Origin of the sequence: Pelomonas nitida (assembly GCF_043555975.1) — a bacterium.
Classification (GTDB): Bacteria; Pseudomonadota; Gammaproteobacteria; order Burkholderiales; family Burkholderiaceae_C; genus Pelomonas; species Pelomonas nitida.
In genome coordinates, this window is record NZ_JBIGIA010000004.1 from 48,345 (window position 1) to 75,245 (window position 26,901).

The window sequence follows — 26,901 nt, forward strand, 5'->3', positions numbered from 1 at the left end:
GCCCAGGCTCGGGCGTGCTGCGCCGAGCCTGGGCCAGATGGCGTGCGGGCCGAGAAGGACGATCAGCCCAGCCGCACCGGCACGAAGATCTGCTGGCCGTCGCGCGACACGAGCAGCGCCACCTGCTTGGGGTTGCTCTTGAGCGCGGCGCGCACCTGCTCGACGTCCTGCACGGGCTTGCCGTTCAGCGCCAGCAGCACGTCGCCCGGCTGCACGCCCGCCAGTTGCGACGGTCCGCCCACGCGTTCGATCAGCAGGCCGTGGTCCAGGCCGGAGCCGCGCAACTCCTGCGGTTGCAGCGGGCGCAGTGCCAGGCCCAGGGACGCGCCCTGCGGGGCGGCGGCGGCTTCCTGCACGTCCTTGTCGGCACGGCCCAACGCGACGGTCTCGCTGACCCGCGACTTGTCACGCCACAGTTCCAGCTTGAGCTTGTCGCCGGGGCGCGCCAGGCCCACGCGGCTGGACACATCACCCGCCACGCGCACCGGCTCGCCGTCGACGGTGGTGATGACGTCACCCGCCTTCAGGCCGGCCTTGGCTGCCGCGCTGCCGGGTTGCACGCTGGAGACGAGTGCGCCGTCGGGCGCGTCCAGCCCGAACGAGGCGGCCAGCGGCGCCGACAGGTCTTGCAGCGTCACGCCCAGGCGTGCGTGCTCGACCTTGCCGTGGGCGACGATCTGGTCCTTGACCTTCAGCGCCACGTCCACCGGGATGGAGAAGGCCAGGCCCTGGAAGCCGCCGCTTTGCGAGTAGATCTGCGCGTTGACGCCGACGACGCGGCCCGAGGCGTCGAACAGCGGGCCGCCCGAGTTGCCGGGGTTCACGGCGGCGTCGGTCTGGATGAAGGGCACGACGCTCTCGCCGGGCAACGAGCGGCCCTTGGCGCTGACGATGCCCTGCGTGGCCGACTGCTCGAAGCCGTAGGGCGCGCCGATGGCCAGCACGTAGTCGCCCACCTGCACCTGCTTGGGGTCGCCCAGCTGCACGGTGGGCAGGCCCTTGGCGTCGACCTTCAGCACGGCGATGTCGGTGGCCGGGTCGCTGCCCAGCACCTGGGCCGAGAACTCGCGGCGGTCGCTGAGCTTGACGGTCACCTGCTTGGCGTCGCGCACGACGTGGGCGTTGGTCAGCACCAGGCCGTCGCTGCTGATGATGAACCCCGAGCCCTGGCCGCGGAAGGGTTGGGCGCCGGGGTTCATCTGCTGCGGCATGCGCAGGCCCGGGATGCCCTGGAAGAAGCGGAAGAACGGATCGTCGCCGCCCTGGCCACGCGCGGCGCTGGGCGCGTCGTCATCCGACTCCATGTTGGCGACCTTGTGCAGCCCGGCGACCGTGATGCCGACGACGGCAGGGCCCTGGGTCTGCACGATGGCGCGGTAGTTCGGCACTTGCGCCACCGGCAGCACGGTGGCCGGCGCTGCCGTGGCGGCGAGCATCGCTGCGGAGGGCGCGCCGCCGCTGGTGTCGCCGGCCGTGCTCTTGGCTGCAGCGGCGGGCGGCTTGTTGAAGCCGGGCAGTGTCCAGCCCGAGGCCGTGGTGGTCAGTGTCACGCCGGCCGTCAGCAGCGCGGCAGCGGCGGCGGTCAATGTCATCTTGGCGGTCTGGGTCATCGAGAGCTCCTCTGAACGGGCTGCGGTGCAGCCCACGTCGCTGACTCTAGGCAGGGCGGGTGAGGGCTCGATGAGGGGAAGGTGAGGCCAAGATTAGGGCGAGCGTCGTGGGCTGCGCCGGCGCTGTCCTGTGGCGGCCTGTGGGCGACGGCGCCAAGCCGATCGCGAGGCGGCGCGCAAGGCCGGCGGCGAATGTTGCGCGCATGGTCTCGGGCGCATGGCCCGGGCGGCTTGTGCGGCGCTTTTGCCGATGGGCGGCGTCGGGCATCTGAACCGGTGGCTGGCGAAGCCCGGCGCGCGGGCTGGTCGATCACCGTGCGGCCGGTGGCCGCGGCGCGCTGTCAGCGCGTGGCGGGGGCAGCCGCCGGGGTGGTGGACCACTGCGGTTGCCGGGCCAGTTCGGCGGCGGTGACTTCGTCGGCGGTCACGGCGTATTCATTGCTGCTGCGCTCCACGAAGTAGGCGGAGCGGAAACGTTGCAGCAGGCCGCCGAGTGCCTGGCGCGCCTGGTGGGCGGGGCCGTTGAACGTGAGGGTCAGCGTGGTCATGGTCGTCACTTTCATGCAGAGCCGGCAGAAGCTTGTGGTGGCTGCCGGTCACTCATGAACGTCAGTGTGCCCAGTGCGTTGACGACCGATTGCTACAGCTTGTGAGCGTGTGAAATTGCAGTGGCATCGGTGTATCGCCTCGCCGGGCCGGCCGACCGCCCGGATACAAAAAAGGGCTCGGCGGCCGATGCCGCCAAGCCCAAAGCCGCGTCGTCAACGAGACGCACGGCAACTGCTCGGGTGAAACGGCCAGCGGCCAAGCGTGTCGGGTCAGGCCGGCGAGGCGGCGCCCGTGCCAGGCGCCGCCCATGCTGCCGCGGCCCCGGGCAGCTCGTCTTCACGGGCCATCTCCGCCATCCGTTGCCGGCGGCGCTCCTGGGCCGACTGCCGGCGCAGCCGCTGCAGGTCGGGGTCGGCCGCAATCAGGCGCCGGGCCGCGCCGATGCTGTGCGCGAACTCGGGGCTGGCCTTGGCCTTGTAGTCGAGGTAGCTGTCGTGCCGGCCCGGCCAAACGCGCCACCACGCCACGATGCTGTCCACATTGTTCAGGTCGAGTTGCATCGGATGCTCCTTGTCAGAAAAGGTCGCCCGTCGTCGGTGCGGCGCGCTCGGGGGCGGGCGGCGGCACCGCACGAGGTGGCCGCGCTCGGCGTCGGCGAGGGGGCTGGGGCTCGGCGGCCAGCGCATGCCATTCGGGCGCGAACATGTCGAGGCTCAGCGCCCAGCTGCTGGGTTCGCGTGGCGCTTTGAACAGCGGCGCGGTGGACGTGACCTGCAACTGTGCAGCGGGGTAGCGCGCCAACAGCCGCTCGGCGTCTTTCAGCGAGCCCAACAACCACAGGTCCTGCGAGCTGGCCGGCAGGATGGCCGGCATGCGCTTCTCATGGTCGGGGGCGCCCATGCGACCGAAGACCTCGTGGCCGTCGGCCTTGACGGTGAGCAGGGCGAAGGTCGGCACCGGGTCGCCTCCCGGGCCGGGCCAGTCGTTCCACAGGCCGGCCACGCGCAGCGGCTCGTCGTCGGCATGCTGGATATGGCACAGCTCGGGGCGGCCGGATTCGTGGCGCCATTCGGCGATCCACTGGACCGGGACGACGCAGCGACGCCCCGACCACCAGCTTTCCCGGAAAGTGGGCTGGGACTTCATCGTCTCGACGCGGCAGTGGCTGCCCTGGCGCGCCATGCCGATGTCGCCGGCGAAATGGGGCAGCAAGCCGTGCAGCCCCAGGCGCGCCTGGGCCGGTGCGGCGCCGGCGCGCACGATGAAGGGCGCCACCAGGCCGGCCCCTGCCCAGGGCGGCGCGGCCTCCGCTGCGTCGGGCAGCGAGACGCCGAAGCTGGCGAGCAGCTGCGTCGGGTCGGTGACGGGTTCGTAGGTCGGGCTCATGGGCGAGGGCCTCTGGCGGGGACGGTGGACGGCGCCGAGGTCGTCATGTCGCAATGCGCGGATGGTACTGTATATAAAAACAGTATTTCAAGCCCTGCGCGCCGGCCCGTCGGCCTGATGCCGACCGGCGCCGATTTTTGCAGCGCCGCAGCCCCGGAGTGTTGAGTGCCGTGCGCCTGCTGCCTGCGTGCCGACGTCTGTATTTCGGCTATTTGCGCCCTGATATTTGCCAAATTGGCAATAAACCATTCTCGGCGGGCATGTTGTGCCCGCCGGTGGCGCCAAACAGAATGCATCCATTCGCAGATCGTTGCCCGATCCGCAACATCCAACCCGCGCCTCCGGCGAGATTCCTCTCATGGACCGACTGCACAGCCTGCAAGCCTTCTGCCGCGTCATCGACCTGCAGGGCTTCTCTGCGGCAGCGCGCGAGATGGGGTTGTCGCCCTCGGTGATCACCCGGCTCATCAACGACCTGGAGGCGCACATCGGCGTGCGCCTGATCAACCGCACGACGCGCCGGCTGGCCCTGACGGAGGCCGGCGAGGCCTACCTGGAGCAGGTGCGCCGGGCGCTGGCCGAGCTGGACGAGGCGGATGCCTCGGTGCGCTCCAGCAGCCACTCGCTGAACGGCCACCTCAAGGTGCTGGCGCCGCCGGCCTTCGCCACGCACCAGCTAGCGCCCTTGCTCACCGGTTTCCGGCGGCGTTACCCCAAGCTCACGGTCCACCTGTCGTCACCCGGGCCGGTGGAGACGCTGGACGAGAGCTTCGACGTCAGCATCCTGACCTCGCGCGGCACGGTGGAGGGCGAGTTCGTGGCGCGGCGGCTGGCGCGCTCGCACATGATCCTGTGCGCCGCGCCGGCCTACCTGGCGCGCCACGGCCGGCCTGTCCAGCCGCGCGACCTGCACGACCACGAGGTCATGCTGCCGCCACTCGCCAAGGACTTGACCTTGCACCGCGACCGCGATGCCGACGCCGGCCACGACCCCGTGCAGTTCACGCCGCTGAACGTACCGCTCGCCACGGCCCATATGGACATCGCGCTGTCGGCCACCACCGCCGGCCTGGGCATCAGCGCCATGCCCAGCTATGCCGTGGCCCAGGCCATTGCCGAGCGGCGGCTGGAGCGCGTGCTGCCGGGCTGGCATCTGTTCGAGATCTTCGTCTTCGCCGCCATGCCGTCGCGCAAATACGTGCCGGCCAAGACGCGCGCATTGCTGGACTTTCTGCTGGAGGTCTTCCCCGACGACGACAGCGACCCCTGGCTGCCGGGCCGGGCGCCGCAGCTGGGAGCCGCGCGATGAGCGCCGCCGCTGCGCCGCAGCCGTGGCTTGAGCGCCTCGACCGTGTCACGCGCCACTTGCCCACGGGGGCCGAGTGGCTGCTCTCCGCCAAGACCTTCGCGGCGGCGCTGCTGGCGTTCTATCTGGCGTTGTCCATCGGTCTGCCGCGGCCGTACTGGGCGTTCGCGACGGCCTACGTGGTGTCCAACGCGCTGACCGGCGCGACGCGCTCCAAGGGCCTGTACCGCATGCTCGGCACGCTCATCGGCGCGGGCGCTGCGGTGCTGGTGCTGCCCGTCCTCGTGGACACGCCGGTGCTGCTGAGCCTGTTCGTGTCGGTCTGGACCGGCACGCTGCTCTACCTGTCGTTCCTGGACCGGCTGCCGAGCAACTACGTCTACATGCTGTCGGCGTACTCGCTGCCGATGCTCGCGCTGTCGATGGTGCAGACGCCGGATCAGGTGTTCCCGCTGGCCGTGGCGCGCAGCGAGGAGATCCTGCTGGGCATCCTGTGCGCCGGCCTGGTGTCTTCGCTCGTGTTGCCCGGCAAGGTGGCACCGGTGCTGCAGGCGCGCTTCCAGGCCTGGCTGGCCGACGCCGGCAGCTGGGCCACCGGCCTGCTGCGCAGCGAGGCGGCCGGCACGCCGCGCGACGCGGCCACGCAGGTCAGCAGCCACCGCCTGGCGGGCGACGTGCTGGCACTGGACCAGTTCATCAGCCATCTGCGCTACGACACCGACAGCGCCGACGCCGTGCGCCTGGCGCGCGAGCTGCGCATGCGCCTGGGGCTGCTGCTGCCCACGCTGTCGTCGCTGAGCACGGCGGTGCGGGCGTTGCGTGCGTCGCGCCAGGGTGTGCCGCCCGCGCTGGCCGCACGCATGGACGAGATCGCCGACTGGATCGCGGCGCCCGCGTCCGTCGAGGGCGCCATGCGCGGCGAGCGGCTGCAGCAGCAGTTGCGCGAGCTGGTGCTGCCCGGCCGGCCGTCGCAGGGGTGGGACGCACTGCTGCACCGCCACGTGCTCAAGCGCCTCGAAGGTCTGGTGCAGCTCTGGCGCGATGGCCAGGCCCTGCAGCGCATGATGGCCGCCGGCCGCATGGACCCGGCCTGGACGCCGGCCTACGAGCGCTGGACCTTCAGCCCATCCGTGCGCCACCACGACCGCGGCATGCAGCTGTTCTCGGCGGCGTCCGTCAGCGCGGTGACGTTCCTGGCCAGCATGATCTGGATCTGGAGTGGCTGGAGCGACGGCGCGGGCATGGTGATCATGTGCGCCGTCGTGGCCTGCTTCTTCGCCGCGCAGGACGAGCCGGCGCCGGCCCAGTTCGGCTTCTTCGTGGCCAACACCTTGTGCCTGTTGCTGGGCGTGGCGTTGCTGTTCCTCGTGCTGCCGGCCGCGCACGAGTTCGAGACCCTCGCGCTGGCGCTGGCGCCGATCTTCCTGCTGATCGGCACGCTGGTGGCGCGCCCGGCCTTCGCCGTCATTGCGCTGGGGCTGACGGTCACGCTGGCCACCAACCTGGCGCTGGGCGACGCCTACAGCGCCGACTTCGGCGTGTTCGCCAACAGCGGCCTCGCGGCCATCGCCGGCAACCTGCTGGCCTTCGTGTGGACGCTGCTCACCCGCCCGTTCGGCGCGTCGCTCAGCCTGCACCGGCTGCTGCACGCCACCTGGCGTGACCTGGCGCGCACGGCGGCCGGCCGGCAGCGCGGTGACGTGCCGGAGCTGCGCGCCCGCATGATCGACCGCCTGAGCCAGCTGATGCCGCGTCTGGCCAGCAGCACCGGCCTGCATGGCACCGACGGCTTGCCCGAACTGCGCGTGGGGCTGAGCGCCGTCATGCTGCAGCAGCGCCGGGCCGCGCTGCCGGCCGCCGCGCAGTTGCGCGTGCAGGCGGCGCTGGACGCCGTGGCGCTGCACTACCGCCGGCGGCTGCAGGCACCGGGCGCGCGGGCTGCGGGCGTCGTGCTGCGCGGCCGGCTCGACCGCGCCATCGACACGCTGGCGCCGCTCGCCCCCACGTCCGACGACGCCCGCGAAGCGCTGCACGGGCTCACCGAACTTCGACTGACCTTGGTGACCCCCACCGCCACTCCCGGAACCTCCTCATGATCGGCGACCTCACGATCTACGGCCTCTACCTGCCGGCCATCGCGCTGCCGATGCTGCTGGCCTACGCCCTCATGGGCGGCGTGCGCTGGCTGCTGGGCCGCGCCGGCGCCTACCGCTGGGTGTGGCACCGCTCTCTCTTCAACTTCTCGCTCTACCTGATCGCGCTCTACGCCATGGTGCGCTGGACCGCCGCCTGGACGTCATGAAACGCAAAGCCTTCTCTTCCATCGCTCCGCTGGCGCGCCGGCTGGCCCCCGTGGCGCTGACGCTGGCGCTGACCGCCGCCGGCTGGGTGGCCGGCCGCAACGTGTGGACGCACTACACCGATTCGCCGTGGACGCGTGACGCGCACATCCGCGCCGATGTGCTGCAGATCTCGCCCGACGTGTCGGGCCTCATCACCGCGGTGAACGTGCGCGACAACCAGCCCGTGCATCGCGGCGACGTGCTGTTCATGGTCGACCGCGCACGCTTCGACCTCGCGCTGGGCCAGGCCCGCGCTGCGCTGGCCCAGGCGCGTGCCGCGGCCGGGCAGGCTCGCGCCAACCTGGCCAACCAGCGCGCGCTGCTGGCGCAGGCCGAGCGCGAGGACGCGCGCAACCGGCGCCTGGCCGACCTGGTGGCGCAGGAGAGCGTCGAGCAGGGCCAGCTCAAGGTCAGCCAGGCCCAGGCGGCGCTCGCGCTGGCGCAGGCCGGGCACGACGCGGCGCAGGCCAGCGTGGCGGCCGCCAGCGCCACGATGCAGGTCGCCGAGCTGAACCTCGAACGCACGACGGTGCGCAGCCCCGTGGACGGCTACCTGAACGACCGCGCGCCGCATGTGGGCGACTACGTGGCCACCGGCCGTGCCGTGCTGTCCATGGTGGACGCCGGCGCCGTCTACGTGGACGGTTATTTCGAGGAGACCAAGCTCGACAAGGTGCACGTCGGCGAAGCCGTCAACATCCAGATCATGGGCCAGTCGCAGACGCTGCAGGGGCGGGTGCAGAGCATCGCCGCCGGCATCGAGGACCGCGACCGCAGCAGCGGCAGCAACCTGCTGCCCAACGTGAACCCGAGCTTCAACTGGGTGCGGCTGGCCCAGCGCATTCCGGTGCGCATCAGCATCGACCACTGGCCCGCCGGGCAGCGGCCCACCGTCGGCCGCACGGCCACGGTGTCGGTCATGGGCGACGCCGCCGGCCACACCGCCGCGACGGCCCGGGAGCACACATGAGGTACGCGCTTGCCGCCGCTGCCGCCGCCACGCTGGTGCTGGCGGCCTGCAGCACCGTCGGCCCCGACTACCACCTGCCCGACCAGGCGGTCGTGCATCGGCCGGCGGCCCAGGCGGCGCTGCAGCAGGCCCAGGGCGAGGCCGTCAGCGTGACGGCGCTGCCTGCGCATTGGTGGCAGCTGTACCGCAGCGAGGAGCTGGATGCGCTGGTCACGCAGGCCCTGGCCGCCAACACCTCGCTGCGCGTCGCCGAGGCGCACCTGCGCCGGGCCACCGCGCTGCGCGCCCAGGTCGATGGTGAGCGTGATCCACACGTCGCTGCCGTCGCGACCGTGAAGCGCGCCCGCGAATCGGGCGAGTCCTTCCTGATGCCCGAGCAGCTGCCGGTCATGAACGAGGGCGAACTGGCGCTGCAGGTGTCCTACCAGCTCGACCTGTGGGGCCAGCTGCGGCGCGGCGAGGAGGCGGCCGAGGCCAACCTCCAGGCCGTCGAAGCCGCGCAGGACGTCGCCCGGGTCAGCGTCGTCGCGCAGACCGTGCAGGCCTATCTGCAGCTGTGCCATGCGCAGGCCGAGAAGCAGGTGGCCGTCCACGCGCTGGAGGTGCAGCAGCGCAGCCTGGCGTTGAGCGAGCGCCTCTTGGCGGCCGGCCGTGGCAGCAGCGCCGACGTGCTGCGCGCGCAGGGGCAGCTCGAGGCCCAACGCGCCGCGCTGCCGCGCTTCGATGCCGACCGCGACACCGCCTTCTACCGCCTGGCCGCCGTGCTGGGCAAGGCGCCGGCCGAGTTGTCGCCGGCCGCCGCCACCTGCGCGGTGGCGCCGCAGCTGGCGCAGCCACTGCCGGTGGGCGACGGCGGCGCGCTGCTCAAGCGCCGGCCCGACGTGCGCCAGGCCGAGCGTGAGGTCGCTGTGGCCAGTGCCCGCATCGGCGTGGCCACGGCGGCGCTCTATCCCAACATCAGCATCGGTGCGTCGGCCGGCCTCGTCGGCGTGGCGGAGCACCTGGGGCAGCCGGCCACGCAGTCCTATGGCATCGGGCCGCTGCTGCACTGGCACATCCCCGACGCCGGCGCCAAGGCGAGGGTGCGCATGGCCGAGGCCGACGAGCAGGCCGCGCTGGCCACCTTCGACGGCGTCGTGCTGCGCGCGCTGGCCGAGACCGAGGGGGCACTGAGCCATTACCGCCGCACGCTGGAGCGCCAGGCGGCATTGGGTGCCGCGCGCGACCTTGCCGCCGCGCTGGCCGCCGAGCAGCGCCGCTTTGTCGAGGAGGGGCGGCGCCGCTATGCCAGCAGCCTGGATGCGCAGCGCGTGCTGATCAACGCCGAGGCCGCGCTCGCCGCGGCCGATGCTGAGGTCGCGCAGGACCAGGTGCGCGTCTTTCTGGCGCTGGGGGGCGGCTGGGAGTGAAGGAGCGGCAGCGCTGCAGTGAACGATTTCCGGCGGCGGAATCCGACATGAGCACCTGGGTAATGTTGATGATTGCATAACGCATCAACAACACGACACTGGCGCGGTCGACAGGCCACGCGAGGACTTGCCGGCAATGCCCGTTGGCATTCGCCCCTCGCGCTCCAACCCCCAGGAGATGGTCATGAGCTTTCCCACCCGCACCTACATGTTGTCGAACCGGGTCAACGAGGCCGATTGCACGGCGCCGGGGCCCGTGGTGTATCTGAGCAACATGAACTTTCCGGCGCAGGCCTACAACGAGCTGCTGCCTCAGCACGTGGTGGACAAGGCCGCGTGGATTGCCCAGCTCGCCGACGACCTCGTTCGCGTCTGCGTGGACCCGAGCCGGCCGGTGGTGCTGGCCTTCTACATTCATGGTTATGACACCTCGGCCACCGATGCCCGTCTGGCGCACGCTCTCTACGGTTCGCGCCTGAGCAGCACGGGGCTCGGGCAGAGCCTGGTGGTGGCCGCGAGTTGGCCGTCCAACTGCGACACGCCGTACTGGGCGCGTCAGTACGCCGAGCAGTCGGCCAACCTGATGGCGGCCATGCTCGACGCGATTCCGCTGGTCAGGAAGCAGCTGGAAGCGAAGTACGGCAAGCGGGCGCCGCTGCTCGTCACGGCCGTCATTGCGCACTCCATGGGCAACTACCTGATGAGCACCACGCTGGCCAGCCGCACCGTGCCCAACTACATCGGTGCCGTGGACTGGGTGCTGATGCTCGCGCCGGACGTGGACCACGCCATCTTCACGCGTGGCAGCTTGGTCGAGAACCAGGGCCAGGCGATCTACCAGATGGCCGGCGGCAATGTCTGGGTGTTCTGGACCTGGAACGACGATGTGTTGAAGGCCGACGAGTACGCCGGGAATTGGTATGTGCTCGGCTATCGCGGGCCGCAGCGGCCAATCTCGCCGACCACGCCGGGCGTCTTGTTCATCGATTCCGGCACGGTGGCGTATGCGGGCAATGCGGAGTCGTATGTGCCTTACGACTACGGCACGCTGGCCGCTGTGCACAGCTCCTACCGCTTCGTCACGCAGCTGGTGTTCTGGCAGATCCTGGCCTTGCGCTACGGCAAGCCTGACGAGGCGCTGCAGCGCGTCATCGATGCCAGGGCGGCGGGCGAGGACGCCGCTGCGGCGGCCCCGGCACAGATGCCGCTCGATCAGTTCATCTACCAGAACCTGCGCCGGCGCTCGCACGCGTCGAAGGCGGTTTGCGGGCCTTGCAGCGCCACGCCGCCGCAGGTCGCGCCGTCTGCCTGACGGTTCAGAGGGCGGCCTCGCGCCGGAACCACGCGACGATGTGCAGCCAGGCCGCCGCCGCCAGGCTGCGGCGCTCGCCCTGCAGCCAGACCTGCCCGGCAAGCTCCCGGTCCAGCGTGTGCCGTTCGCAGTCCGTCAGACGGGCGCGGTAGGTGGCGTTCAGTGGCCGCAGCTCCTGGCCTTGCTGGACGGCACTGACGGGCCCGCCGTAGACGCTGGCCAGGGCCGGTTGCGTCAGGCTGCGCAGATTGACGGCGTCCAGCTGCACGGTGGCGCAGGCCACGCTGCCGAACTCCGGCAGGTTGGCGATGAAGCGTGAGGGCCCGGGTTCGCGGTGCCGCAGCGTGGCGAGGTCGGTTTCGTCGACCAGCGCCTCCACCTTCAGGCTGCCGGCGGCGCCGACGATCTGGAACAGCCGCTCGCCGCGCGTGAACCAGGCGTTGTCGGCCAGCATGGGATGGGCCGTGACGATGGTGCCGGCGAACGGCGCGCGCACCTCCAGCTGCCCACGCTGGCGGCCGAGCCCGGCCACTTCCTCGCGAGCCGCCTGCCAGCGCTGGTGCAGCGCCTGGCCTTCCTGCAGCAAGCGGCTGTCCAGCGGCTGCTGTTCCACCTGCCACCGCAGCAGGGCTTCCTGCAGCGAGGCGACCTTCAGGCGCTGCTCCAGCTCGGGAGAAGTCAGCCGCACCAGCAACTGGCCCGCGGTAACGGTGGCGCCTTCGGGCACCGCCGCGCCGGTCTGCCGGGCGGTTTCTGCCGCATACAGGGCCTGGCTTTCGCTGTGGCTGAGCACGGCTGGGGCGGTCACGCCGCGTTGCCAGGGCAGCAGCACCCACAGGCACAAGCCCAGGGCGACGCCCAGGCTGCGCGCCGTGGCCCGGTTCCAGCGCAGCTCACCGCGCCGCTCCCACCAGACCTTCAGTTCGCGCCACACCGGGAGGGCGATGAACCAGCCCAGCTCCACGGCCATCATCAGCAGGCCCAGCGCCTTGAAGAACAGGTGATAGACCAGCAGCGCGATGCCAAAGAACAGCACCAGGCGGTAGAGCCAGGTCGCGAACGCGAATGCGATGAGAAAGCGCTGCCGTGCGGGCGGGAAGGCTTCGGGCGGCGTGTCGCCGAAGCCGTAGAGCGCTTCGCGCAGCCACCAGCGGCCCTGGGCGAAGGCCCGCTCGTGCAGGTTGGGCAGGTTCAGCGCATCGACCAGCAGGAAGTAGCCGTCGAAGCGCATGAAGGGGCTGGCATTGATGCCCAGCGTGATCAGCCAACTGCTGGTGGCCAGCAGAAAGGCGCCGGCGCGCAGCGGGCCGTCGGGCAGGAAGCTCCAGGCCAGCGTGGCCGCGGCCGCCAGTGCCAGTTCGGCCAGCATGCCGGCGGCGGCGATCTGCAGGCGCTGCTGGCGGCGCGACAGCTTCCAGGCTTCGTTGGTGTCGGTGTAGAGCACCGGCCACAGCACGAGGAAGGCCACGCCCATCGCCGGCACGCGGCAGCCGTGGCGGTAGGCGGTGAGGGCATGCCCCAGCTCGTGCAGCACCTTGGCGAGGCTCAGCGCGATGCCCACGCCCAGCAGGCCGCCGGGGCTGGTGTAGGCCGAGAACGTGTGCGTGAACTCGTCCCAGCGCCGCGAAACGAGGAACAGGCCCAGCAACGCGGCGGCGGCCACGCCCCACCAGAAGCCGGGGCGGAACAGGCCACGGGTGAGTGGCAGCAGTCGGCGCAGCAGCGGCTCGGGCCGCAGCAGCGGGATGCGGAAGAACAGGTAGTGCTTGAGCAGCCACATGGCATGGCTGCTGCGGCTGGCGTCGGCGGCGCGAGCCAGGCGGCGCGAGTGTTCGGCGCTGTGCGGCAGCAGCAGGTGGTGCTGGGTCAGGAACTGCAGCACGGCCTGCAGGTCGTGCGCCTGCAGCGCCAGCGTGGTCTCGCGCGCGACGGCGGCCAGCACGGCATCGGGGCGGCCCAGCGGCCAGCGCGAGATCAGCTCGAAGGCCGGCCACGACAACTGGTGGAAGCGATGCGCGGCGGGGTCGTGCAGCGTCCACGTCGGGGCGCCGTCGGGGTCGGGCGGCCCGGCGTGCAGGCTGAGGTCCTGCCGCAATGGCGGGAGCGTGGCGGCGGCTGTCACCAGCCGGTCCACTGCCGCAGCGTCGCGATCGGGCGGCGCAGGGCGTAATACGCGAACGGCACCCAGCGGCCGGACAGCCGCACCGTGCCGCGCTGGCCCAGCCGCGGCAGGGCCTGGCCGGCGCTGAACTCGGCGCGCACGCGGTAGGCCAGCACGCCCTGGTCGGTGGGCTCGGCGCTGTAGGCAACGCTGGCGATGCGGGCCTCGTAGCCGTCGGCGGGGCTGGCATCGGGGTAGAGCGTGACGACGTCGCCGGGCTGCAGCTCGATTTGGTCGGCCGCCGGCATGCGGGCCACCAGCTCCACCTGCGCGGGGTCGGCCAGCAGCAGCACTTTTTCGCCGGTGGTGACGGCCTTGCCCTGCCAGTCGTTGACGTCGCCGAACACGGCCACGCCGCCGCGCTCGGCCTTGACCTGCACGCGCTCCAGCTGCTGGGACAGGTATTGCAGTTCCAGCGCCCGCTGCTCCAGCTCGCCGCGCACCGTGCCCATCTTCAGGCGCCCCTTGTCGTCGGTGACGGCGAGTTGCGCCGACTGGCGGTATTCCTCCAGCGCGGTGTCGTGCGCACGCAGGGCGACGGCGCGGCGTGTCTGCAGCGCGGCGGTGTCCAGATCGAACAGCGGTGCGCCGGCCTCGACGGCCTGATCCGGCTGCACATGGAAGCGGCCGATGACGCCGTCCATCGGCGCACGCACGAGGAAGGGCTGGCGCGGTGTCACCTCGGCCGGCGCGAGCACGCTCAGCCGCACCGGCACCAGGCACGCCACCAGCAGGCCGGCCAGCACGCGCCGCTGCAGCCGGCCGGGGCGCAGCACGGACAGCAGCCGTGCCAGCGCGTGTTCGCGCGGCCGAAAGCCCGCCAGCGCATGCCCATACGTGCCGGCCAGCTCGGTCAGCAAGGTCTGCTCGGCGGGGTCGAACGGCGCGTCGCGGGCCAGCAGCAGCCCGCCTTCCCGCTGGCCGCCGTGGGCCGTCAATGGCAGCCACAGCGCATGTGCCGGCAGCCAGGCGGCCCAGTCGTCACCGCAATGGGCGGGTGCGCTGCTGGCGTCGAGCGCCTGCAGCCCGCCGGCCTTGGCCAGCGCGCGGCAGAGCCGGTTGAGCCATTGCAGGTAGGGCGTGTTCGGGTCGACCTGCGGCAAGCCCGAGACGGCCACGACGCCGCCCAGCCCGGCCTCGCTCCACAGCGCGGCCTGGCGGTAGGGCAGCACGCTCAGCGTCTCGTTGACGATGACGAAGCCGAGTGCCGGCACGCTGTCGGCCTCACGCGCCCGGCGGCCGAGCTGCAACAGCCCCAGCAGGGCCTGGACGGCGGCGTCCTGGCTCACTGCACGCCGGAGAAACTGGCCCAGCCGCTCATGCCGGGCTGCAAGCCGGCGTGGTTGCCGTTGACCTGGCCCGTGATGGTGACCGACTGGCTGACCGGGTCGATGCGCGCGCCGATGCGGATGACGCGCGCCGGGTAGCTCCGCCCCAGCTCGTCCACCGTGACGGTGAACTCGCTGCCCGGCTTCAGGCGCGCGAGCCAGCGTGACGGCACGATCAGCTGCAGCTCCGGCGGGCTGCCGTCGACGATCTCCAGCAAAGGCCGGCCTGGCGTGGCGAACTCGGCGCCCGCCGCCAGCCGCTTGGCGACGCGGCCGGCGAACGGCGCGGGGATCACGCACTTGCCGACGGTGGCGCGCATGTAGGCGGCCTCGGCCGCGCTTTCCTTCACCCGCGCCTCGGCCTGTTCAAGCTCCAGCCGGCTGGCGGAGTTGAGCTCGGCCAGGCGCTGCTGCACGGCCAGCGTCTTGCGGGCGGCCTCGTTGCTGGCCTCGGCCTTGTGGAGCTGGGCCTCGAACAGTGCGCAGTCGAAGGCCACCAGCGGCTGGCCGGCCCTGAAGCTGTCGCCTTCCTTCAACGGCAGCCGTGCGATGCGGGCGCTGATTTCACTGGCGATGACGGCGGTCTCGCGGGCGCTGAGCTGTGTGCGGATGCGGCCGTCACGGTCGGGTTCTGCGAAGTTCTTGCCCCCGGCGACGGCCGGTGCGGCGGGCTGGGCCTGCGCGAGCAACGGCCCCATGGCGGCCAGCAGGCCGGCCAGTGCATGTCGGCAGGTCATGGGGTCGGGGTCGCCTTGCTGCCGCCTTGTTGCAGCTGTTGGTCGCGTTGGGCGAAGGCCGCCCGCAGCGTGGGCAGGTCGTGCGCGGGCAGGCTGTTGGGCATGGGATCCAGGCCCAGTGTCATCAGCATCTGGCCGTAGGCGTTTTGCAGCGCGCCGTAGCTCTGGTAGAGCCGCAGCTCCGACATGACGGCGCCGGCCTGCGCGCGGATCTCGGCGAGCTTGTTCTGCGCGTTGGCGCTGGTGGCGTTGCGGGTGTGGCCGAGGATGCTCTGGTCCACCTGGTTGAGTTCGTCGGCCAGCTCGAACTGGCGCTGGCGGCCGGCCAGGTCGCGGTAGGCGACATGCACCTGCGTGAGCACGGCCATGCTCAGCGCGAGCTTTTGCTGGCGGGCGATGTCGTACTGGGCCTGCGCCGCGTCGCGGATCTGGCCGTAGCTCAACACGTTCAGCAGGTTCCAGCTGACGCGCAGGCCGGCCTCGCCCCAGCTGTTGTTGATGAGGTAGCTGTCGTTGTCGTAGCGGGGGCCGAGGTCGATGCTGACGCCCGGCAGCACGCGGGCCAGCGCCTTGCGCGTCTCCAGCAGGCCGATGCGCTCCTGGTAGCTGGCTTCCACCAGCTCGGGGCGCTGCAGCAGTGCGGTTTCTTCCATCGCCTCGACCGGCAACGGCAGGCGTGGCGTGGCCAGCGCACCCGGGGCGGCCAGCTCGAAGGCCTGGCCCGGCGGCACATTCATCATTGCGGCGAGCCGCGGCCTGGCCTGTGCCAGCTCGTCGCGCACGGCCTCGAGCTGCCGCACGAGGTCCAGCAGCTGGCGCTGGTAGCCCAGGCTCTCCAGCGGCGGCTGCAGCTTCTCGCGCTCGACGCGCCGTGAATCGGCCAGCGCGCTGCGCGTGAGTTCCAGCAGCGGCACGATCTTCGTCTCCAGCTGCTGTGCGCCCACGGCCTGCCAGTAGGCCTGGCGCAGCTGCTGCATGAGCTGGTGGATGACTTTGCGGCGGCGCTCCTGCATGACGAGCACGCGGTCCGCCTGCTGCTTGGCGCCGTAGTAGCTGACGCCGAAGTCCAGCGCATTCCACGACAGCGTGAGCCCGGCGGTGCCGTGTTCCCGGTCGGACGACGTCGACGGCGCGAGGGACTGCTGGCCGGTCACGAGGTCGCGCGACGACGACGCTCGATCATTGCTGCGCCAGGCGTAGCCGGCATCCGCCACCAGCCGCGGCAGCAGGTCGAAGCTGGCCAGGCCCAGCTGGCGCTGGGACAGCGCCTCTTCCATGAGCTTGATGCGGTGGTCGAGGTTGTACTTCAGCGTGCGCGCCGCGGCTTCTTCCAGCGTCAGCGGGCCCTGCAGCGGCGGTTGATCGGCGAACAGCGCCTGGCGCTGCGAGGCCAGGGCTGCCTTGGCTTCATCGGGGGTGATGGGCTGCGGCGTGATGGCACAACCCGTCAGTGCGACGGTGATCAGCGCGGCGAGGGGCTTCAGCGGCAGTCGTGTGCGGGTGTGTTTCAACGGCGTCTCCTGGTTTGGAATGAGGGCGCGACGATCAGGCCGGCTCGACCGGTCGGCTTTCTTGTTGTTCAGCCTGCTGCTGGAGTTGGTGCAACAGGCGTGCGGTGTCGGGCTGGCGGTGCTGGCGGGCGAGCAGCTCGAACTGGCCGGTCAGTGACAGCCGGCCCTGCGGCGGCGCGGCGGATTCGGCCGGCATGCCCAGCTGCCCCAGCAGGGCCGCGAGCGGCCGGGCATCGGGCGTCGGCGGTGCCTCGGAGCTGGAGCGCGGCTTGTCGGGTGTCTGCGTGGAGAGCTTGATCGTGCTGACGACTTCGTGCCCGGCGGCGTCGCGGGCAATCACCCGGATCGCCAGCTCGCCGCTCAGGCCGGGTGGCGCCTTGCCGCTCAGCGTGCCGGTGACGGGGTCGAAGCGCAGCCAGCTCGGCAGTGCCTGCCCATTGGCCATGCGTGCTGTCAGCACGATGGGGCTGCTGCCATCGGAGCTGGTGAACGTGCCTGCCGGGATGGCGAAGTTGATGGACCGGTCGGTGCTCAGCGTGACCGTGCCCATGTTCGGGATGGCGGTCTGCAGCGACGATTCGCGCGTCGAGCCCTGCGACGTGAGCCGCACGAAGCCCGACGACGAGGGCAGAACGAAGTCAGGCCTTGACGCCACAACATCGTTGCGCGAGGTGTCGACCGTGAGGGGCAGGTACGGTTGGGGGGGCTGCGCGACGGTCGTCAGCGCGGGCGGCGCGTCGGCGCGGAACGTGTAGATGCCGGTACCCAGCGGCCCGAGGCCGACCGCCGTTGGGCTCGTCGTGGTCGACGTGTCGACGGTGTAGATCGGCAGACTGCTGGTGAACGTCGGCGTGATGGGCGGCGGCGGTGCGACGGGCGATGGCGCGGGGGGCAGGGCGATCGGCAGCGCGGCGTTCACGTGCACGCCCTGGCCATCGGCGGCTGGCAGCGTGGTTGTCATCGGGTTGCCGGTGAGGTCTTGCACGACGGCGCCGCGCGCCTCGTAGCCGGTGATGGTGATGCCCTGCAGCGCCACCTGGCCTGGCAGCACGGTGTAGCGGAAGTTCAGCGTGTCGGTGCCGGTGCTGCCCACGTAATCGGCGAAGGCCTGGCCGCCGTTTTGCAGCTGGATGACGAGGCGCGGCGTGCCGGCGCCGGTGTCGATCCGCACGGCCTCGCTGAGTTGCAGGCTGAAGTCCAGCGTGTCGCCGATGCCATAGGTGCCGTCGGTCGGCAGCTTGATCGACGTGACGGTGGGCACGACGCGGTCGACGGCATAGGCCTCACCGGCCAAGCCGCCGCTGAGCACGTTGCCGGCCACGTCGACGATGCCCGTCGCGCTGCCCTTGAGGTTGAGCTGCAGGTTGCCGGTGCCGGCGACGTTGCCGAGCTGCACCGTGTAGGTGTGGGCGTCGACCTGCGTGACGCCGGTGATGCTGCCGCTGGCGCTGCCGGTGGCGGCGAGCGTGAAGTCGGTGGCATCGACGCCGCTGACGTCTTCGGAGAAGCTGACCGTGAAGCCCAGGCTGCCCGCGGCCGTTGGCGTCGGGTTCACGCGCACGATGCTGACGGGCGTCGGCGCAGTGGTGTCCACGCGCACGGCGGTGGTGGACGCAACGCTGTTGAGCGTGAGCGTGAGGGCGTTGCCGGCCGCATCACGCAGCGTGCCGCCGTTGGCCTGCAGGCTGCCGACGGCGATGCCGTCCGCATCGGTATCGCCGGTCTGCACGGTGTAGCGGAACTGCAGTGCGCTGCCGCCGGAGCCCGAGACGTAGCTGGCGTACACCGTGCTGCCGCCGATATCCAGCGCCAGCCGCGGCGTGCCGCCGCTGGTGTCGATGATGACCGCCTCGCTGGTGTTGACGGTGAAGCTCAACACGTCGCCGGCCTTGTAGGTGCCGACCGCGGGCACGCCCACGCTGGCCACCGTCGGCACGATGGCATCGACCAGCACGCCGGTCGTCGCGCCCACGCTGTTGAGCGTCGCGACCGCGTCGTTGCCGACCGCGTCGCGCACCGTGCCGCCGTTGAGGTCCAGCGTGCTGCCCAGCGTGATGCCGTTGCTGTCGAGCTGACCGCTGGCGACGGTGAGCCGGAACACCAGCGTGCCGCTGCCCGAGCCGCTGAGGTAGTCGGCGTAGATCGTGCCGCCGGTGTCCAGCGTGACCGCCAGCCGAGGCGTGCCGCCGCTGGTGTCGACGACGACGGCCTCGCTGAGGTTCACGCTGAAGTCCAGGTGCTGGCCGGCCACATAGGTGCCGCTGGCCGGCACGGCCACGGCGGTCACGGCCGGTGCATCGCGGTCGACCGCGTAGGCCTCACCGGCCAAGCCGCCGTTGATCGCGTTGCCGGCCACGTCGACGATGCCCGTCGCGCTGCCCTTGAGGTTGAGCTGCAGGTTGCCGGTGCCGGCGACGTTGCCGAGCTGCACCGTGTAGGTGTGGGCGTCGACCTGCGTGACGCCGGTGATGCTGCCGCTGGCGCTGCCGGTGGCGGCGAGCGTGAAGTCGGTGGCGTCGACGCCGGTCACGTCTTCCGAGAAGCTGACCGTGAAGCCCAGGCTGCCCGCGGCCGTCGGCGTCGGGTTCACGCGCACGATGCTGGCGGGCGTCGGTGCGGTGGTGTCCACACGCACGGCGGCGGTGCTGGCCACGCTGTTCAGCGGCAGTGCCATGTTGTTGCCGGCCGCATCACGCAGCGTGCCGCCGTTGGCCTGCAGGCTGCCGACGGCGATGCCGTCCGCATCGGTGTCGCCAGCCTGCACGGTGTAGCGGAACTGCAGCGCGCTGCCGCCGGAGCCCGAGACGTAGCTGGCGTACACCGTGCTGCCGCCGATATCCAGCGCCAGCCGCGGCGTGCCGCCGCTGGTGTCGATGATGACCGCCTCGCTGGTGTTGACGGTGAAGCTCAGCACGTCGCCGGCCTTGTAGGTGCCGGCCGCCGGCACGCCCACGCTGGCCACCGTCGGCACGATGGCGTCGACCAGCACGCCGGTCGTCGCGCCCACGCTGTTGAGCGTCGCGACCGCGTCGTTGCCGACCGCGTCGCGCACCGTGCCGCCGTTGAGGTCCAGCGTGCTGCCCAGCGTGATGCCGTTGCTGTCGAGCTGACCGCTGGCGACGGTGAGCCGGAACACCAGCGTGCCGCTGCCCGAGCCGCTGAGGTAGTCGGCGTAGACCGTGCCGCCGGTGTCCAGCGTGACCGCCAGCCGAGGCGTGCCGCCGCTGGTGTCGACGACGACGGCCTCGCTGAGGCTCACGCTGAAGTCCAGGTTCTGGCCAGCCACATAGGTCGCGTTGGCAGGCACGCTGACCGAGATCACGACCGGCACATCGCGATCGACGGCATAGGCCGCGCCGGCCAAGCCGCCGTTGATCGCGTTGCCGGCCACGTCGACGATGCCCGTCGCGCTGCCCTTGAGGTTGAGCTGCAGGTTGCCGGTGCCGGCGACGTTGCCGAGCTGCACCGTGTAGGTGTGGGCGTCGACCTGCGTGACGCCGGTGATGCTGCCGCTGGCGCTGCCGGTGGCGGCGAGCGTGAAGTCGGTGGCGTCGACGCCGGTCACGTCTTCCGAGAAGCTGACCGTGAAGCCCAGGCTGCCTGCGGCGGTCGGCGTCGGGTTCACGCGCACGATGCTGACGGGCGTGGGCGCGGTGGTGTCCACGCGCACGGCGGCGGTGGACGCAACGCTGTTGAGCGTGAGCGTGAGGGCGTTGCCGGCCGCATCACGCAGCGTGCCGCCGTTGGCCTGCAGGCTGCCGACGGCGATGCCGTCCGCATCGGTATCGCCGGTCTGCACGGTGTAGCGGAACTGCAGTGCGCTGCCGCCGGAGCCCGAGACGTAGCTGGCGTACACCGTGCTGCCGCCGATATCCAGCGCCAGCCGCGGCGTGCCGCCGCTGGTGTCGATGATGACCGCCTCGCTGGTGTTGACGGTGAAGCTCAGCACGTCGCCGGCCTTGTAGGTGCCGGCCGCCGGCACGCCCACACTGGCCACCGTCGGCACGATAGCATCGACCAGCACGCCGGTCGTCGCGCCCACGCTGTTGAGCGTCGCGACCGCGTCGTTGCCGACCGCGTCGCGCACCGTGCCGCCGTTGAGGTCCAGCGTGCTGCCCAGCGTGATGCCGTTGCTGTCGAGCTGACCGCTGGCGACGGTGAGCCGGAACACCAGCGTGCCGCTGCCCGAGCCGCTGAGGTAGTCGGCGTAGACCGTGCCGCCGGTGTCCAGCGTGACCGCCAGCCGAGGCGTGCCGCCGCTGGTGTCGACGACGACGGCCTCGCTGAGGTTCACGCTGAAGTCCTGGTGCTGGCCGGCCACATAGGTGCCGCTGGCCGGCACGGCCACGGCGGTCACGGTGGGGGCGATGCCGTCGATGACCAGCGCGCTCTGGCCCGCCAGCGAGTTGGCGCCGCCCAGTGTCGGCAGCGTCAGCACGGCAGCGTCGCCACCGGTGCTGCGGATCGTCGCGCCGTTCAGCGCCAGGGCGGCGGTCGACGCGGCGTCGAGGTCGCCCGAGCTGTCGCCGGCCTGCACGGTGTAGGCGAAGGCCAGCGTGTTGGTGCCTGAACCGGAGAGGTAGATGGCGTTGCGGTCGATGCTGCCTGTTTCCAGCAGCAGCGTCGGCGTGCCGCCAGAGGTGTCGACGTTGACGTCCATGTCGAAGGTCACCGTCACCAGCACCGTATCGCCGACCTTGTAGCCGCCGTTCGACGAGGCGGCCTGCACCGTCGTGACGGTCGGGTTGAGCGGGCTGACGGTGATGGCGATGGCGTCGGTGTCGGTTTTGGCACCGCCGGGCCCGGTCGCGCCCTGGTCGTTGCTGGTGATCTGCAGCGTGGCCGCGCCGTTGTAGCCGGTGGTGGGTGTGAAGCTGAGACCGGCCAGGGCGGTGTTGGCGTCGGCGGCCGTGCCGGTGAACGTCATCGTGGCGTCACCCGTGCCGGTGCCGACGAAGAAGACCAGGCCCGAGGTGCCAGACAGCGACAGCAGGCCGTGCGTGGCCGTGAGCGTGATCTGCAGCGAACTGCCGCCCAGGTCGACGTCGCTGACCGAGATCAGGTTGCCGTTGCCGGACGAGAACACGAGGCTCTGATCCTGGCGCATCGTCTGCGCCGCAGGCACGCCGTTGACCGGCGTGTCGTTGACGGCAGTGACCGTGACGCTGCGGGTGGCTGCCACGCTGTCGAGGCCGCCGTCGTTGGTGACGAAGCTGATCGTGCGTGTCGCCGTGTTGGGCGTGTCGGAGCCGTTGCTGTAGGTGACGCTGCGCAGCGCCGCCTGCCATTGCGCCAGCGTCGCGCTGCCGCCTGCCGAACTCAGCGTCAGCACGCCGGTGCCGCTGGTGTAGCTCGCGGTGATGTTGCCCATCGTCGCGCCGTCATTGCTGAACGCCAGCACGTCCTGCGCGGATTGGAAGTTGCCGGTGATGGTGACGGTGGCGCTGGCCAGTGTGGGCGAATCCGAATCGGCCACGAGCAGGCCGCTGTCGATGACCACGGGTGTCGAGCTGGTGCCGTCGGCCTCGACGAAGGCCGCGCTGCCGCCGCTGGTGACCACGGAGGGCGCGTCGTTGACGGCGGTGACGGTGATGCTGGCGGTGTCGCTCGCCGACGAGAACGGCGTGCTGCCGCCCGTGCTGCCGGCGTTCACCTTGGTGCCCTGCTGGCCGGCGGTGGCGCCGGTCTGGTCCCAGCCGACATAGCTGAGGCTGCCGGTGGTGCCGGTGACGCCATCGGGCACGAAGCGCACGAGGTCGGCGCTGCGCAGCAGCAGCGCACTGGCCGACGTCACGGTGCCGACGTTGCTCCAGCTGCTGCCGCCGTTCGTGCTGTACTGCCAGGTGCCGGTGCCCGACACCAGGCCGGTGACGGCGATGCCCTGCACGGCGCCGCTGTCGACGTCGGTGATGCTGCTGCCGATGATGCTGGCGACCGTCTGCCCGGCGTTGTTGATGTCGCTGTCCGTGAGTCCGGTCAGCGTGGGCGACGCGGGCGTCAGCACCGGGGCGTCATTGACCGAGGTCACCGTCAGGCTGGCCTGTGCGGTGCCGTTGGAGAAGGCCGTCGTGCCGCCGTTGGTGCCGGTGTCGGCGGTGTTGCGCGTGGCGTTGGTCGAGGCGATGCCGCTGGTCTGGTCCCAGGCGCGGAAGGTCAGCGTGGCGGTTTCGCCGTTGGTCGCGTCGGGCACGTAGCGCAGCCGCGTGCCGCTGGTCAGCAGCAGCGCCGCGCTGGCCGACACGCTGCCCACGCCGTTCCACGTGACGCCGTCGGTCGAGTACTGCCAGGTGCCGTTGCCGGTGCCCGCGGTGATGGCGATGCCGGACGACGCGCTGGCGTCGACGTCGGCGTAGGTCAGGCCCGCGAGCAGCGTGGACACCAGCGTGCCGGCGGTGGTGGTGTCCTCGGTGGTGCCGGTCAGCGCGTAGGGGCCGCCTGAGAGCGTGGGCGCGTCGTTGACGGCCACCACCGAGACGGTGGAGGAGACCGATAGGCTCGTGGTGTCGACGCCGCCGTTCGCGGTGCCGCCGTTGTCCTGGATGCTGGTCAGCGTGACCACGCGGTTCGTCGTGGTCGGCGCCTCGCTGCTGTTGCGGTAGGTCATGCCGTTGACCAGCGTCTGCGTCGCCGCCGTGCTCAGGCCGCCGGCCTTGGTCAGCGTCACCGTGGCGGTGCCGGCAGAGACCGAGACGCTGTAGCTGACCGAGTTGGTCGCAGTGGTGCCGCTGTTGCCGTTGGTCAGCGCGAAGGTGCTGCCGTCGGTGGCGATGATCTCGTTTGCGCCGTCGCTGACGTTGCTGACGGTGAAGGTCAGCGAGGTGATCGTCTGGCCCGACTCGACGGTGGCGACGCTGGTGCCGCTGAACAGCGTGACTGCGCTGCCGTTCTCGGTGAAGGTGGGCGTGCCGCCGGTGCTGCTCAGCGTCGGCGCGTCGTTGACGGCGACGACGCTGACGCTGATGTCGGAGCTGTTGCTGTTGCCGCCGCCGTCGCCGTCGTTGACCGTGACGCGCACCGTGCGTGCCAACGAGGCGGGCTCCGTGCCGTTGCTGTTGCTGTAGGTCAGGTTGCGCACCAGGGCCTGCACCGCCGTCGGCGTGGCGCTGGCGTTCAGCGTGATGACGAGGTCGTTGGTGCCGGACCCGCCGGCCAGGGTGCCGATGGTGACGCCGCCGTACGTGACGTTGCTGCCCGACACGCCGATCTGGCCCGCGCCCGTGCCTTCATTGCGGACGCCCAGCACGTCTTCGCCGCTGACTCGGTTGGTGACGATGGAGGCCGTCACATTGCCGCCACTGAGGTCGGCCGAGTCGCTGTCGGTCAGCGTGGCGTTGCTGCCGCTGTCCAGCAGCGTCGCGCTGCCACCCTCGGTGTAGCTGATGCTGTCTCCAGCCAGGCCGGCGACGGCTGGTGGGGCGTTGTAGCTGGTGTTGAGCGTGCCGAGGGTGGTGCCGCTCGACCCCGTCGAGCCATTGCCGCTCGCTGGCGAGATGCCGACGCTGCCCGCCACGCCCGTGTTCCCCGTGGACAGCGAGGCGTTGGTCGTGGCATCGAGGTTGACGGTGCCGCTGGGGTTCCAGATGCCCGCGATGCCAGAGCCAGCATTGCCGCCGCTGCCGGAGTGGGCTCCGTAGGCGCCGCCACCACCGCCACCACCTGCGGCGATGTTGCCGGTGATCGAGCTGCGCACGATGGTCAGCGTGCCGGTGTTGTAGACGGCGGCCGCAGCGTTGCCGCCGCGCCCGCCAGCGTAGTTGTAGCCGGCGCCGCCGCCGCCGCCGCCGATGCTGATGGAGCCGTTGTTGGCTGTGGCGCCGTTGCCGCCGTTGGTGTAGGTGCCACCGTAAGTGGCCCCCGCACCGCCGGTGGTGCTGCCACCTCGCCCGCCCATGTTGGTAAAGCCCGCGCCGGTGCCACCGGTTCCAGCCGTACCCGCATTGCCGCTGATCCCGTTGTTGCTGCCGCCCGCGCCGCCAGGCGTCGTGCCGAAGCCGCCGCCGCCGCCGCCCGCACCGCCGCCGCTGGCCGCGCCGCCGCCGCCGCCGCCGCCGCCTGCAGCCTTGTTGGCCGTGATCGTGCTGTCCGAGATGGTCAGCGCGCCGGCGTTGCGGATGCCCGCGCCCAGCGCGTCGCCGCCGGCCAGCCCCGCACTGTTGCCTGGCGTGTTGCCACCGGCGCCGGTCAGGAAGCCGTTGGTGATGGTCAGGTGGTCGATGGCGACCGCGCTGCCGGCACCGCTGGTGCTGACGTTGAGCACCTGCGTCAGGTTGTTGCCGCTCAGCGTGTAGCCAGCGCCCGCGATGCTCATCGTGTGGCCGTCGGTGACGTTGATCGTGATCGTGTCGGCGGCGCTGGCGAAGGTGATGTTGCCGGTCAGCGTGATGACGTCGTCCACGCCATCCGTGTTGCCCGTGGCAATGGCGGACTTCAGCGCGCTCACCGAGCTGACGACGGTCGTGACCAGCAGGTCGTTGTAGGCCGCGAGCTGGGTGGCATCCAGCGCCTGGCTGGTGCCGATGGTGCCGGTGGAGACTTCCAGGTCCCAGTTGCCGCCGCGCGCGGCGGTGCCGGTGCCGTCGGTCGACGCGGCAATGTCGGCGCCTGTCACGTCGGCCAGCTTGGCGAGGAAGGCCGCACCCTCCGTGCCGGCACCGACGTCGCAGCCGTACAGCCGGATGTCGCCGTCGGCCTTCAGCGCATGGCCGATGGTTGCGAGCTGGCCGGTGTAGCGATCGACGTTGCCGTTGAACAGCGGCCCGCTGCCGAGCAGCAGCAGCCCGTCGTCGCCGTGCGAGATGATGTGCACCGCATCGATGTCGTGGCGCGTCGCGAGCGCATCGGCGATCTGCTGCACGCCGTCGCTGTGCGTGTCCAGCAGCACCACGTCGACGCCGGGAGCCACCGCGTCGACCAGCTTCTGGTAGTTCGGCACGCGCGTGTCAACAAACACGATCTCGTGCCGAGCCTCGGCCACTGCCGGCGCGATCACGATGCGTGAAGCTTCTGAGTGATCTGCCGCATGCGCAGTGTCAGGCGCCGCGTGTGCGACGTCCGCGTGTGCGGCTTCGGCCGCAACAGCCACGGTGCTGCCGGCCGCCGCGTCGAACATGATGCGCGGCTCCAGCGGGATCATCAGGGCCAGCGTCGGCTGGCCCGTGGGCCGCAGCGCGGGTTTGGCTGGAGGAACGGCGGTGGTGGAGGGCTTGAACCAGTGCTTCACGGTCGTGTCTCCCGGTGGCGCTCAAGCGCCCTTGATGCGAATGACGTTGGCGGCGCTGCCGCTGCCGTCCTGCCAGAACGACAGCGCGGCGTACTGCTCGAAGAGGTCCGGTGGCAGGATGCTGCGCCGTGGTTCCAGCGAGACGCGTGGCCTGACCTTGTGCATGCCCTTCAGGCCCAGCGCCTCGTCGAACTCGGGCGCGTCGTACTCGATGTGCTCGAAGTCATGCGCATGCCACGGCTCGCCGATGAAGTCGTAGATCAGGCGCAAGACCTTTTCCGGCGCCTTGGCGAGCAGGTCGTACTCCACGAGCAGCAGCGACTTGGCGTGCTCACCGTAGTAGGCGTCCTTCAGCGCCGACCAGGCAAAGCCCACCAGACGGTTGCGCTGGGCCAGGGTGTCGACGCGGCTGTAGACCGTGCTGCGCTCGGCGTCGTCGCTGAACAGCTTGGTGTTCTCGTAGGGGTTGGCGCGGTAGAGCTTTTCGATGCTGTCCATCACCCAGGCCACATTGCGCACGCAGCCGATCACCTTGGCCTGCGGGAACAGCTGCATGAGGGCGGGCAGCTTGGCGCACCACAGGCGGTTGGTGTCGAACACCACGGGCGTGTCGGCCACATCGCCGTAGTAGTTGGTGAAGATGCCGCCGAGCAGGCGATGGCGCTGCTCTTGCGTGATGACGGGGCCGAACTCGCTGCCGGCGCTGAACTGAGCGAGCAGCGCGTTGAACAGGCTGCCCACCGGGCTGCTCATGCCGGCATGGAAGCGGGGGTTCTGCCTGAGCAAGGCTGCCAGCAGTGTCGAGCCTGATCTCGGCAACCCGGAGATGAAATGGAATTGCTGGCTGGATGCCAAGCTGCCCCCCTTGGTGTCAGGTGGTGTCTCCTGGGCTCATGCTACGACGAGCGTCCGGAATTGCCGAGCTGAATCTGGCGGGGGGCGGCGCCCCGAGGCTGTGGCAGCGCTTCTACTGATTGACCCTGATTGACCCGGGCATGCCGAGCACCTCACCTCCTGGCACCAGCCACGCGCGTGTGTCTGCTCCCGCGGTGGCGTGGAT

16 protein-coding genes are annotated in these 26,901 nt (G+C 71.0%); 6 read left to right on the top strand and 10 right to left on the bottom strand.

Features of this window, described 5'->3' with window-relative positions; all coding sequences use genetic code 11:
- Window positions 1-62: 62 nt before the first annotated feature.
- The 4 genes from ACG00X_RS06330 to ACG00X_RS06345 form a co-directional block, all read right to left on the bottom strand.
- Window positions 63-1,610 carry a Do family serine endopeptidase gene (locus ACG00X_RS06330; RefSeq protein WP_394487192.1) on the bottom strand — a complete coding sequence of 516 codons (1,548 nt, stop codon included), beginning with the start codon at window positions 1,608-1,610 and terminating at the stop codon, window positions 63-65.
- A gap of 341 nt (window positions 1,611-1,951) precedes the next feature.
- A complete protein-coding gene (locus tag ACG00X_RS06335; RefSeq protein ID WP_394487193.1) occupies window positions 1,952-2,158 on the bottom strand; it encodes a hypothetical protein in 207 nt (68 codons plus the stop codon).
- Between the two features lie 270 nt (window positions 2,159-2,428).
- Entirely contained in the window at window positions 2,429-2,719 is a 291-nt protein-coding gene (locus ACG00X_RS06340; protein WP_394487194.1) for a hypothetical protein, read from the bottom strand.
- A 13-nt stretch (window positions 2,720-2,732) separates the two neighbouring features.
- The gene (locus ACG00X_RS06345) at window positions 2,733-3,545 is read right to left on the bottom strand and encodes an SOS response-associated peptidase (protein ID WP_394487195.1); all 813 of its coding nucleotides are present in this window, start codon (window positions 3,543-3,545) and stop codon (window positions 2,733-2,735) included.
- A gap of 358 nt (window positions 3,546-3,903) precedes the next feature.
- Here ACG00X_RS06345 and ACG00X_RS06350 point away from each other — a divergent pair, with 358 nt between their 5' ends.
- The 6 genes from ACG00X_RS06350 to ACG00X_RS06375 all read left to right on the top strand — a co-directional run bounded on the left by ACG00X_RS06350 (window position 3,904) and on the right by ACG00X_RS06375 (window position 10,884).
- Window positions 3,904-4,854: a LysR family transcriptional regulator gene (locus ACG00X_RS06350; RefSeq protein ID WP_394487196.1), complete on the top strand. Its 951-nt coding sequence runs from the start codon at window positions 3,904-3,906 to the stop codon at window positions 4,852-4,854.
- Window positions 4,851-6,947 carry an FUSC family protein gene (locus ACG00X_RS06355; RefSeq protein ID WP_394487197.1) on the top strand — a complete coding sequence of 699 codons (2,097 nt, stop codon included), beginning with the start codon at window positions 4,851-4,853 and terminating at the stop codon, window positions 6,945-6,947. Before ACG00X_RS06350 ends, ACG00X_RS06355 begins: the two co-directional genes overlap by 4 nt.
- Complete coding sequence (locus ACG00X_RS06360; RefSeq protein ID WP_394487198.1) at window positions 6,944-7,153, top strand: DUF1656 domain-containing protein; 210 nt, start codon at window positions 6,944-6,946, stop codon at window positions 7,151-7,153. The genes ACG00X_RS06355 and ACG00X_RS06360 overlap by 4 nt, the downstream gene beginning before the upstream one ends.
- On the top strand, window positions 7,150-8,163 hold the full coding sequence (locus ACG00X_RS06365; RefSeq protein ID WP_394487200.1) for an HlyD family secretion protein: 1,014 nt from the start codon (window positions 7,150-7,152) through the stop codon (window positions 8,161-8,163). The genes ACG00X_RS06360 and ACG00X_RS06365 overlap by 4 nt, the downstream gene beginning before the upstream one ends.
- Window positions 8,160-9,572, top strand: coding sequence for an efflux transporter outer membrane subunit (locus tag ACG00X_RS06370; protein WP_394487201.1), 1,413 nt, complete (start codon window positions 8,160-8,162; stop codon window positions 9,570-9,572). The genes ACG00X_RS06365 and ACG00X_RS06370 overlap by 4 nt, the downstream gene beginning before the upstream one ends.
- Window positions 9,573-9,756: 184 nt before the next feature.
- Window positions 9,757-10,884 carry an alpha/beta hydrolase gene (locus tag ACG00X_RS06375; protein ID WP_394487202.1) on the top strand — a complete coding sequence of 376 codons (1,128 nt, stop codon included), beginning with the start codon at window positions 9,757-9,759 and terminating at the stop codon, window positions 10,882-10,884.
- A 4-nt stretch (window positions 10,885-10,888) separates the two neighbouring features.
- Here the strand turns inward: ACG00X_RS06375 and ACG00X_RS06380 are convergent, their stop codons facing one another.
- From ACG00X_RS06380 to ACG00X_RS06405, 6 genes are read right to left on the bottom strand one after another with little or no spacing between them, the layout of a single operon-like run.
- Complete coding sequence (locus ACG00X_RS06380; RefSeq protein ID WP_394487203.1) at window positions 10,889-13,006, bottom strand: site-2 protease family protein; 2,118 nt, start codon at window positions 13,004-13,006, stop codon at window positions 10,889-10,891.
- The gene (locus ACG00X_RS06385) at window positions 13,003-14,334 is read right to left on the bottom strand and encodes an efflux RND transporter periplasmic adaptor subunit (protein WP_394487204.1); all 1,332 of its coding nucleotides are present in this window, start codon (window positions 14,332-14,334) and stop codon (window positions 13,003-13,005) included. Before ACG00X_RS06385 ends, ACG00X_RS06380 begins: the two co-directional genes overlap by 4 nt.
- Complete coding sequence (locus ACG00X_RS06390; protein WP_394487205.1) at window positions 14,331-15,110, bottom strand: efflux RND transporter periplasmic adaptor subunit; 780 nt, start codon at window positions 15,108-15,110, stop codon at window positions 14,331-14,333. The genes ACG00X_RS06385 and ACG00X_RS06390 overlap by 4 nt, the downstream gene beginning before the upstream one ends.
- A complete protein-coding gene (locus ACG00X_RS06395; protein ID WP_394487206.1) occupies window positions 15,107-16,621 on the bottom strand; it encodes a TolC family protein in 1,515 nt (504 codons plus the stop codon). Before ACG00X_RS06395 ends, ACG00X_RS06390 begins: the two co-directional genes overlap by 4 nt.
- A 34-nt stretch (window positions 16,622-16,655) precedes the next feature.
- On the bottom strand, window positions 16,656-25,841 hold the full coding sequence (locus ACG00X_RS06400; protein WP_394487207.1) for a DUF4347 domain-containing protein: 9,186 nt from the start codon (window positions 25,839-25,841) through the stop codon (window positions 16,656-16,658).
- Between the two features lie 21 nt (window positions 25,842-25,862).
- Window positions 25,863-26,696 carry a sulfotransferase family protein gene (locus ACG00X_RS06405; RefSeq protein WP_394487208.1) on the bottom strand — a complete coding sequence of 278 codons (834 nt, stop codon included), beginning with the start codon at window positions 26,694-26,696 and terminating at the stop codon, window positions 25,863-25,865.
- Window positions 26,697-26,901: the final 205 nt, after the last annotated feature.

Bases quoted from the DNA above. Each gene is read 5' to 3' on its own strand.
- ACG00X_RS06330 (WP_394487192.1), bottom strand. From the start codon at position 1,610: ATGACCCAGACCGCCAAGATGACATTGACCGCCGCCGCTGCCGCGCTG.
- ACG00X_RS06335 (WP_394487193.1), bottom strand. From the start codon at position 2,158: ATGACCACGCTGACCCTCACGTTCAACGGCCCCGCCCACCAGGCGCGC.
- ACG00X_RS06340 (WP_394487194.1), bottom strand. From the start codon at position 2,719: ATGCAACTCGACCTGAACAATGTGGACAGCATCGTGGCGTGGTGGCGC.
- ACG00X_RS06345 (WP_394487195.1), bottom strand. From the start codon at position 3,545: ATGAGCCCGACCTACGAACCCGTCACCGACCCGACGCAGCTGCTCGCC.
- ACG00X_RS06350 (WP_394487196.1), top strand. From the start codon at position 3,904: ATGGACCGACTGCACAGCCTGCAAGCCTTCTGCCGCGTCATCGACCTG.
- ACG00X_RS06355 (WP_394487197.1), top strand. From the start codon at position 4,851: ATGAGCGCCGCCGCTGCGCCGCAGCCGTGGCTTGAGCGCCTCGACCGT.
- ACG00X_RS06360 (WP_394487198.1), top strand. From the start codon at position 6,944: ATGATCGGCGACCTCACGATCTACGGCCTCTACCTGCCGGCCATCGCG.
- ACG00X_RS06365 (WP_394487200.1), top strand. From the start codon at position 7,150: ATGAAACGCAAAGCCTTCTCTTCCATCGCTCCGCTGGCGCGCCGGCTG.
- ACG00X_RS06370 (WP_394487201.1), top strand. From the start codon at position 8,160: ATGAGGTACGCGCTTGCCGCCGCTGCCGCCGCCACGCTGGTGCTGGCG.
- ACG00X_RS06375 (WP_394487202.1), top strand. From the start codon at position 9,757: ATGAGCTTTCCCACCCGCACCTACATGTTGTCGAACCGGGTCAACGAG.
- ACG00X_RS06390 (WP_394487205.1), bottom strand. From the start codon at position 15,110: ATGACCTGCCGACATGCACTGGCCGGCCTGCTGGCCGCCATGGGGCCG.